The organism is Mycobacterium sp. NGS11 (assembly GCF_059813315.1).
The window spans coordinates 99,116-108,641 of the sequence record NZ_JCALEJ010000015.1; the positions used below are offsets into that span (position 1 = coordinate 99,116).

At 64.8% G+C, this 9,526-nt stretch carries 4 protein-coding genes; 2 read left to right on the top strand and 2 right to left on the bottom strand.

Translation table 11 applies throughout. From position 1 onward, the window contains the following. Positions 1–11 precede the first annotated feature (11 nt). Both mobF and AC5Y4T_RS17650 read right to left on the bottom strand, forming a co-directional pair. Complete coding sequence (gene mobF / locus AC5Y4T_RS17645) at positions 12–5,873, bottom strand: MobF family relaxase (protein ID WP_499954546.1); 5,862 nt, start codon at positions 5,871–5,873, stop codon at positions 12–14. Positions 5,874–7,015: 1,142 nt separating this feature from the next. Next, positions 7,016–7,615 (bottom strand): TetR family transcriptional regulator, encoded by a 600-nt coding sequence (locus AC5Y4T_RS17650; protein WP_069953645.1) that lies wholly within the window; start codon positions 7,613–7,615, stop codon positions 7,016–7,018. 611 nt (positions 7,616–8,226) lie between these two features. Here AC5Y4T_RS17650 and AC5Y4T_RS17655 point away from each other — a divergent pair. Next, positions 8,227–8,721, top strand: a complete 495-nt coding sequence (locus AC5Y4T_RS17655) for a hypothetical protein (RefSeq protein ID WP_499954548.1) — start codon at positions 8,227–8,229, stop codon at positions 8,719–8,721. Positions 8,722–8,800: 79 nt separating this feature from the next. Further along, positions 8,801–9,007, top strand: coding sequence for a hypothetical protein (locus AC5Y4T_RS17660; RefSeq protein WP_218832334.1), 207 nt, complete (start codon positions 8,801–8,803; stop codon positions 9,005–9,007). The last annotated feature ends 519 nt before the right edge of the window (positions 9,008–9,526 follow it).

The window sequence follows — 9,526 nt, forward strand, 5'->3', positions numbered from 1 at the left end:
CGTCGTTAGTTCTAGTCGGGATCCGTGAGCCCGACTTCTGGGGTTCGTTGCTCTGCGCGGTGGCCGCGCTCGCGGAGCCAGGTGGCCTCGAGGTGGCGTTGGTAAGCGGCATGGATGGTGGTCTGGAGCTGGTCTGCGCGTTTGAGGCTGTCGCGCAGCTGTTCACCGAGCACGGCTGGGTGCAGGCGCCGCGCCTGGGTGAGCGCCGGGTCGAGGTCGGGGGTTACGCGATTGATGACAGCCGATGTTGGGGGTGCGTTGATGGTTGTGGTCCAGGGTAATTCGGTGCCGAGGATCTGCAGGAGCCGCTGGGCAGGCTTGGGTGGCCACGTTTGGCCGGTGGTGTCGAGCAGGATGAGGCCGGACTGGCTGCCCGCGGCGTGTTCGGCGAGGTCGGCGATTATTGCGGGGTCTGCGTTGGCGGCGTCGTCGATGATGATGAGGCCGCCAGGGGGTAACTGCGATTGCGACTGCTTGCTGGTGATGGTGGCGTGGGCTTCGGTGATGGTGGCAGCGGTGTCGGCGAGCTCGTCGGCGACGGCGCTCTCGGATTGTTCGCGGGTGGGGCTGCACCACAGGATCTTTCGTTCGGAGGCTGCGGCCGCGCTGTGCAGAGTGTGTAGGGCGGCCCGGCGCTCGGCGGAGGGTTGGGCGTGCACGACCGTGACGGCAAAGGGCAGCCTTGCGGTGCTGGTGATGGCGGCGGCTGCGGCGGGGGAGAGGTCGGCGGCGGCGCTGGTGGCAAGGCTGAAGGGGCGGTGCGGTTGGAAGCGGCTGGCGGCTTCGAGCACGCGTAGCTCGGTGGCCAGTTGGTCGAGTTGGGCGGTGATGTGCTCGGCTGAACGGGTTTCGGCGGCCGCGAACGCGGCGGCGGCGGCTAGTTCTGCGCGGTCGAGGTCTCGGCGGAGCTGGCTGCAGTGGCGGCGGGCCACGAGGTCGGCGCGATCGTCTTCGGATCGTGCTTCGGCGATGATGTTGTCGACGTCGTCACCGCTGATGATGCGGTCTGCACCGCCGGCGGCTTGTGCACGCGCCGCGAGTGCTTCGTGAAGCGCGGCCTGATAGCGCTCAGCGGGCGCGGTGTCGGGTAGTGCCATGAGACGCAGTTGGACATCGAGTTTGGCTGAGGCGATGTCGAGTGGGTCGACGTCGGCTTGTGACTGCAGCTCGTTGAGCTGGTCACGTGCCCAGTCGACATCGCTGAGCGCTGCCTCGTATTCGGCTTCGGCGTAGGCCCATTCGGCGGTGACGTCGTGGACGGCGATCAAGTAGGGGCGGTCGGCGTCAGCGCGCTGGCGTAGTTCGCGGATGTGCGGGGTGGCTTGGCGCATTGCGGGTCCATCACCAATTGCGGCGCGGGCATGCAGGGCCTGATGGTCGGCCAGCGCCTGCTGGTATTGGGTGCGCAAGGTGGTGAGGTCGAGGAGGGCGGCTGGCAGTGGCGGGGGTGCTGCGCGGCGCCGGGGGAGGTCGGCGAATTCGAGGCCGGCGAGTTCGTCGGCGGTCTCGAGCGGGGTGTTGATCGGGTCGGGCTCAACGAGTTCGGGGTGCCACGGTTGCGTGGATGTTTCGGTGGCGGGCATGTCGATCCTGGGCGTGTGGGGGTCGGGTGGAAGCTGTTCTTCTTCCTCGGGGTGCAGTGGGGGTTGTTCGGGTAGTGGGTGGTCGGCGTGGTCGTGGTGGCCGCCGATCAGGTCGACGGTGTAGGTGATGGCGCGGGCGTATTGGTAGGCGGGGATGGTGTGATCGGGGTCGAGGTCGGCAAGGTGTTCGGCGGCGACGTGAAGCAGGTCGGCCGGGGTCCAGCGGGTGGGGTCGGTGGCGTTGACTGCCGAGACGAGGCCGGGCCAGGCGGGATCGGCGACGATGGATTCAGCGGCTGCTGACCCAAAGACGTTGTGCAAGTCAGTGATCCAGGCCGGGCGCAGGCCGGTATGGGGGGTGTCGACGGTGGCCGTGGGGGTGAGTTCGGCGGCAAGACGCCACCACAGCGCGGCGGCGGGCAGCTCGTCGGGTAGCGGACGTTCGGTGGCGGCCGCGCGAACGAGGGCAGGCAGGTCGGGTCGGCTGGTGGCGGCTTGGGCGAGCTGGGCGGCTAGTTGTGGCCAGTAGCCGTCGGCGCGGATGCGGGGATCGATGGAGTCGATCAGCTGCTCAAAGCGGCGGCTGCGGGGGTTCTGGGTGCGCACCACCGCTTGGGCACGGTTTTCGAGCAGTTTTTGGATGGTGCGGGCGCGCACGGCGTATTGGGGTGGGCCGAGCAGGGTGGTGTCTTCGGGAACCACGTTGTGGGCGGCGCGGAAGACCGCGATTTCGGCGGCGAGTTCGGGGTTAGCGGCCAGCACGGGTTTGGCCCAGGCCGGTGCCGTGGCCGGTGTCCATTGGTGGGTGACGGTTTCGCGGATCTGCTCGGCAAGCTCGACAACCAGCGCGGCGCGGCCGGTCAGGCAGTTCTCCCATGCCGGGTCGTTGGCCAGCAATGTGGGGGTGGCGGGCAGCCAGCGCAGCGGCCCGATACCGGCTGAGTGTCCGCCGGTGGGGTCGATGCGCCAGTCGATCACGGCGGCGGGATCGTGGGCGCTGAAAAGCTCGCCTATGTTGGCGGCCTCGGTCAGTGTGGCGATCGGGTCGCGCCCGTCGGCCGCGATGAGGGCCAAGTGTTTGCAGAGCACTGGCCATGCTTCGGCGCGGGTCAAACCTGGGTAGAGCTGATCGGCGGTGATGTGCAGTTGGGCCAGCAGGGCCGGGGAAGCCAGGGCTTGGGCTGCCTCGCCCAACGCGTTGTAGTACATCGCCGCGGCCGCGCCCAACCGCAGGAAGGGGTCGCGGGCTTGGCGTGCGGCGCTGGTGGCCGAGACTTGTGCGCCGTCGCGGGCCAGTGTTTTGGTCAGGACATCGACGGCCGTTTCGGGGTGAGTTGCTTTGGGGGACAACACCCGGTGCGGGTCGGATTCCGCGGTGGATAGATAGATGTGGTTTTCGATCCGGCCGCGAGTTAATGCGACGTACAGCAGTTGGCGGGTGAGATTGCCGGCGCCCACGATGTGGCAGGCGTGTCCGGCGGTGAGTCCTTGTGCGGAGTCAATGGTGGCTGCATAGCCGAGGGTGACGTGTTTTTTGACGTAGTGGGTGGGTAGGCGCATTGTTTGACCGCTGCCAAGGTGGCGGGCTTTGATGCTGCCGTTTTGGTGCGTTTCCAGGATTTGGAAGCGGTAGCCGTTTCGCACGTAATCGGTGGGGCTTAGGCGGAGCCAGCGCGCATTGCGGCGGGTACGAATAAGGTCGCCGGGGGAGGCGGTGAGCCGGTCGGAAAGGGTGATTTCGTGGCCGCGGAGGGTTTTCGGGTCGGCCGCGGCGAGGCGATCGAGGCGGGCGCGGGCGTTGAGGGTATCGACGATGTCGTTGGTGGGGGCTAACAGGATGGCATCGCGGCCGGCGTCGAGGTCGGCGGCCCATGCGGTGTAGGCCATGTCGGCTGCGGTCTGATCGGCACCGACGTGCACACGCTGGTGGTCGATGTAGAACCCGAGTCCAGAGGGGTCTCCTCTGCGGATTGCCAGGGTGGCTGCGCTTTCGGCGGTGGAGCCAAAGCGAACCAGCTGAGACAGCGTCAGGGAATCGGTCTCGTGGGCGATGTCGCGTAGCACACCGCCGGCGGAGATCGACGCGAGTTGGCAGTCATCGCCGACCAGCCGGATGCTGGCGCCGCGGGCTAGGGCGTGGGTGATCACCGCATCAAGTTCGAGCGTTCCGGCTTTGCCTGCCTCGTCGATGATGATCAGCGTGTCGGGTCCGACCGTGGTGAACCATGGCGGTGGGGCAGAGCGACTCGACGCGCTTGCCGGGTCGGCCGACCACACGTATTTGGCGACGGTGTCGGTCGGGGCCGACAGATCCTCGCCCAGTTCGATGGCTGCCGCCGCGGTGGGGGCTAAACCGATGATGGTCCCTCCCGAGGAGCGCCATGCATGCGACAGCGCGGCCATCGCCGTTGTCTTGCCGGTGCCGGCAGGGGCCAGCGCTAACGCCACTCGGCGCCCACCGCTTGCCATTTCGCGGACCAGGGCGACCTGGCCCTCGTTGAGTTGTTTACCGCGTGCGGCCGAGTCGGCCAGCGCCAGCTCGATATCGATGTCCTCGACCGTGCGCCCGCCGCGTTGGAGGGCAGCAGCAAGGATGCGTCGCTCAGCGGCCAGCAGCTCGTGAGAGGTATAGGTTGCGCTGCCGTGGCGGCTGTGGACGCTGGTTCCATCGCGGCGGCGCAGCTGTGCAGGTTCTCCCATTTCGCCGTCGTCGATGTCGATGTGGGCCACCGACAGCGGCTCGGCTAAGGCAGCCTCGGTGATCTTGTCGGCCAGCGTCTCGTCGGCGGCATGCCCGCTGCCACGAACGAGGCGCTGCGCTTGGGCTAACACGTGGTGGCGTTGCCAAGTTGCCCGCGAGTGAGCCACCGTGGTGATGGCTTGGGCAGCGTGTGAGGCGATCCAGTCGTCATCAACGGCATCGATCTGGGGCGCCGGCGCGGACGCGGATAAGACCGTGCCCAGCATCGCGGTCAGCTCCCGCACACCGCCGAGCACCTCGATCGCTTGGCCGCGCCAGGTCTGGCGCTGCTCGGCTAATGATCGGGGTTCGTGTTTGGCTTCGCGGGTCTCCAGGGTCGCTTGTTGAGCCAACGCGATGGTTTCCACGTGGGTCGGTTCGCGGCCGTGGGTGGCTTGAAACTGCTTGGCCAGATCGGCGGTGCGGGCTTCGATCGCCAGCCGCCGCGACGACCACGCGGACATCAGCTCGACTGAGATTCCCACGATTTCGCGCACTGGCCTCTTGCCGCGGCCCTCGCCGACAACATCAGCGAACCGCAGCTGCAGTCGCTGTCCAAGGTGGGCTTCCAGGCGTGTGTTGTAGAGCTCGGAGGCGGCCACGGTGAACTGGTGCACAGGCTGCCCGTCAACGGCCAGCCAACGCAGCACACCGTCGGCTCCTACAGTGGCGACCTTGTTGGAGATCGCGACATGGGTGTGCAGATCAGGATCGCCGGCGCGTGAATCACGGTGGGTGAACGCCGCCCCGAGTAGACCGGTGGTGTCGACCTGGGCGACACCATCCTTACCTGAACGGGTGAACGCGGCGTGAGTTTCTAGCCACGCGAGCGCATCACCGACCGCTGCGTCGTGACATTCCTCCACCACTTTTGCGACGGCGAGCGGTGCGATCGCCCACAGCGTCGACACCGATTTCACGGGCGAGAACGTCAAGTCGTAGCCGGCGACCGCGGTGGTGCGTGCGCGGGTTTCGCGCGCGATGAATCCGCTGAGTTCGCGGTCGTCGGCGGGCGCGCGGCCGTACTGCTCGGCGAACATTCTGCGCGCGAGCGCGGTGCGGATCGCGGCGCGCGTCGGCGCGTCGATGGGCGCGTTCCGGTGCAGGCCGGCTTCTTCGTTGTGGTCGCGGTAGGCCACTGCCAGGGCGCGGGCGAAGGTGGTTTCGCCGTCGCGGATATGGAACTTGCGGCCCAGTTTGGCGGCTTCGGCGGCCGCGAGGCCGTGCACGCCACGTTCGGCGACATACTTGGTGATCTCATCGGCGTTGGGGTGCAAACCTTCCCCGAACAGAGCCTTCATTTGGGCCTCGGTGACCGGCGAATCAACCGGTACGGCCCACACTTTCGCCAAGTCTTCGGGGGGCACCGAGCGAGCCCGTGTCGAAGACAGCGATGCCAGACCCGATCCCACCCATCGGCCCGGAGATTCGCCTTTGGCCGAGTAGTAGTCGATCAGCGGGGCCCGGCCACGCGCGGTGGTGTCGACAGCAGCGACTTGCCGGATCAGGTACTGGTAACCGTCGCCGGCGGTAAGCTTGTGGGTGGTCATCGTCACTGCAGTGCAATCCCTTTCGAGGCGCACGTTAGAGACGACACCGCCGATTTGTCCTACAAAGATCGGGCGGTTCTTAGGAAACTGTGACCTTAATGCAAGAGGTGTGTGGTGCGTGGCGTGGTTGAGAAGTGTTGGTGCTGGCGGACATGGTCAATGGCGCGGGTGGGTATGACGAATTACGTTGTCGATCAGGAGAACTGGGAAGCCGGCGGTGACGACAAATGTAGACGCGGGGTGGTGTTGGACAAAGTGGTAGAGGAAATCGTCAGTTGCCTCGTATAGTTCGGTGATAGTGAACATCAACCCGAAAGCTGAATCTGGCACGTACATTCGCGAGACACAGCACCAAAGGCGACAAGGTGCAGTGTTGAGCGTGAACTTTCAAAATTGTGGATGCCCCAGCGTCCGTTGTGGTCTCGGCCTGACTCCGATCTGTTGATCCATGGATCATTTCACGGGGTCCGGTCAGTCCGACTTGGGCGGCGGGCCAGCTATCGACGGGCGGGAGCAGAACGGTATTCTTCGAGATCTCTCACCTGGCCGAGCAGCGTCGTCACGAACACCAACAAACTGTCGCGGCGCCAGCTCAGATGCAGAGCCGGAGTGAAACGCTACGACGGTCGCTGAACTGCCGGCGCGCCAAAGTCAGCGCGTTACATGCGGTGTTGAGGGTGGCATCCGCGCTGTCGGTGGCGCGGCCGGATGCTAGGCGCTGCCGACCGTGCGGCGCACGGTGTGGACGGCGCGCGGTGAACGGTGCCCCAACGCAACCTCCAGGGCCGGTGCGTCGCCAGCGGGTCGTCTGCCTCCAAGTCATTCGACGCGGCCGCGACTTGAACGCCGACGATAGGCATTCAGGGCATCGCGGTAGTAGGACCCTTGGAAGGCGAGCCGGAGAGTAGTGACCGCGGCCGCGTTCGCTGCCGTATAGCGCAACTCGGCCGGGTGACGGGTGTGCTTGGCGGTATGCAATGCCTGCGCAGGTGCAGCGCTGGCTCAGGGCCTTGTCGCAGAATACGTCGCGCACCGCGGCCGGCAGGGCCTTGGCGTTTGGTCGCTCGAGGATCAGTCGGCTTGCGGCACATTTTTTTCGAGGTGAGTACGTCCACGTTGACGTGATTCATCGCGGTCCGCGATCAGTCGAATCCGGCTAGTGTGATTGTCAAGGCTTGTTCCAGTTGAATGTGAAGTGATGGACTCGTTTTGGTGTCCGTGCTAAGCCAGCGCCGGAGTATGAATTGTGCAGTGGCCAAACCTGTGTGGACCAGCAGCGAGGGGCGGATGTCGGTTCCCGCGTCGACGTCCATACGTGCAGCCACCAGTTCGATGAACCGGTGGTTATCGTTCTCGCTGATCAGCGCCGATTCGCGCAGTAGGTGGGGGGCGGTGCGGATGGCTTGTCGCCAGTAGTGCAGGTCCTGATTTGTTTTGTTCCAAGCGGTTTCGACAAACAACTCAATCAGAGCCTGGACTGCTGATTGGTCCGACGGCTGGGCGGCGTAGGCACTAACGAGTTGGGCGACCGTTTGCCGGACCGGTGCGACAAGCAGGTCTTCCTTGGTGGGTGCGTAACGGAAATAGGTACTGATGGAGATTCCGGCCGCGACTGCGATGTCCTCGGTTGTCACGGCAGCGAATCCGCGTTCGGCGAAAAGCTGGTGTGCGGTGTTCTGGATCTGCGAGATCAACTCGGCGCGGCGTCGGTCCCGTAATGAGCGGACGTTTGCTGACGGCATGCCATCACCTTCGTCAAGTGACATTCCAACTGCATCATGACCTATGGTACGAACAGTAGCGTAGCGACACTAAAAGTACTGGGGGATTCGTTTGCGGCGTCGCAAGATGCGTGGGTCCGTGGGGAGTGGCGGCCACCCGCACGAGCATTCGCTTCGCGGCCGCGGCGCAAGCTTTCCGCGTTTCGGACCAGTCTTCACGGCGCAGCTTCAGCACCCAGTCATGGCTGTGACACCAGTGTGCAGGTGCTCAATGTCGTCGCTGCACCCACGGCTCTCACCCGTCGACACGGGGTCAGTTTTCATGCGTCGCCGACAGCGATTGGAGTGGCTCAAGAATTCGCGCCGGTGTTTCTGGCGACCAAGCGCACCGGGGACACAACGGGGTCGGCCCGAAATCATCGTCCCAGGGGTAAAAGTAGTAGCAGGTGGCCTGCCGCTGGGCTTTGGTGAAGGAACCACATCCGTTTGTCAAGGTATGTGCCTATTCCCGTATCCGATGAAAATCTGGGCCAACGGAACACGAGTAAGCCAAACGCCAAGCCACCAAGGCTGGTATCGGGTTCACCGAGCTGTTGAGCGGTTTCGCCACCCGGCCTACCTATCCTGCTGCATTGCAAGCGATCTGCGATCGGCTGGGGCCCGGGACGGTCATGGTGGTCGCCGAGCGTTGGTGGTCGGTTCTGTCACTGCACCTGTCTGGACACGATCGGGAGGGCAGTTACTGGTGGGAGTTGTCGATGCGCGGAGACGTCGCGCACTCTGGTCTTCGACGCACCGCGACACGCCCGCCGCTTCTTGAAGCGCTGGTGGCCGACAACCTCGACATCGGCCGCTCGGAGTTAATCGAGCTGATCTTTCGCCGCGGGCAACGTCGAGGACGCCCGGCGGCCGGTCAATTCAAGACCAAGGTTTTTACCTACGGCACCGAGGTCAATGTCACGATTTCTACCGGCACTCCCCACCAAGCAGTACTTGAAAGGTGGGTGCGCACTGCGGATCGAAACCGTGATCAACGACCCCGGCGACCTGAGTTGGCTGCGCCGCCCGATGCATCTCGACGAGCTGCAGACCCGCGCGCGGTCCACACCACCCCTGCTCGATACTGAACGTGCCAGCCAGGGCTGCGTCCTAGCCAGTCCAGCCTTTGAGCGGGTCGCCCGGCCCACTCTCACCGAGCAGCGCTGCATGGCCCCGACCTTACGGTACCCTCAGGTCCAAGCCCTGGCGGGCGCCCTAGCCACCAGCGTGCTCGCCACAACCGGCATCACCAACAAGAGCCTGCGCGCCTTGATGACTAGACTGCTCGGCGGTGTCAACTACACCACCAACCAGGCCAGTTACCACCTGACCCGACTGCGCGTCAAACGGGCTCATCACCAGCATCACCGGTAAGAATCGCTACCGCGTCACGACATCGACCACGTCAACGCGCACGGCACCAGCGAGGGGTAGTGATTCGTAGTGATTCGTAGTCCTACACCAGGGTCCACGACCGCCTGTTGCGCCCCTTCTTGCAGCCGACCAGGCCCCCCGCTCCACCACCGTTACGAAAAGCGTTGCATACCATCGACATTCACATCAACGAAACCATCGCCCAAGCATGCCTCCTGCCGAACGCCGCCGGAAAACTCAAGACAACTCTCAACGTTCTAGCGACTGAGGTTCGCTAGTGCGTTTGCCATTTCTTCCCAGACTGCATCGGACGCCGAGGCGACGCCGCCCCCCCGCCGCCTTGACGACAAGCGCTAGTGTGGCCGTGCCCAGGACAAGGTAACGGCGCCACCCCAACGCCTCGACGATCATTGCTACCGACGCCGTGCCCAAGACAAGCACTACAACGCCCGAACGGCGAATAGATTCTAATCTCATGGCCGATAATCATAGCGTTCGTCGCGACCGTCTGGAATGCAG

Coding starts and splice junctions, on each gene's coding strand:
- AC5Y4T_RS17650 (WP_069953645.1), bottom strand. CDS start 7,615: ATGCCGTCAGCAAACGTCCGCTCATTACGGGACCGACGCCGCGCCGAG.
- mobF (WP_499954546.1), bottom strand. CDS start 5,873: ATGACCACCCACAAGCTTACCGCCGGCGACGGTTACCAGTACCTGATC.
- AC5Y4T_RS17660 (WP_218832334.1), top strand. CDS start 8,801: ATGGCCCCGACCTTACGGTACCCTCAGGTCCAAGCCCTGGCGGGCGCC.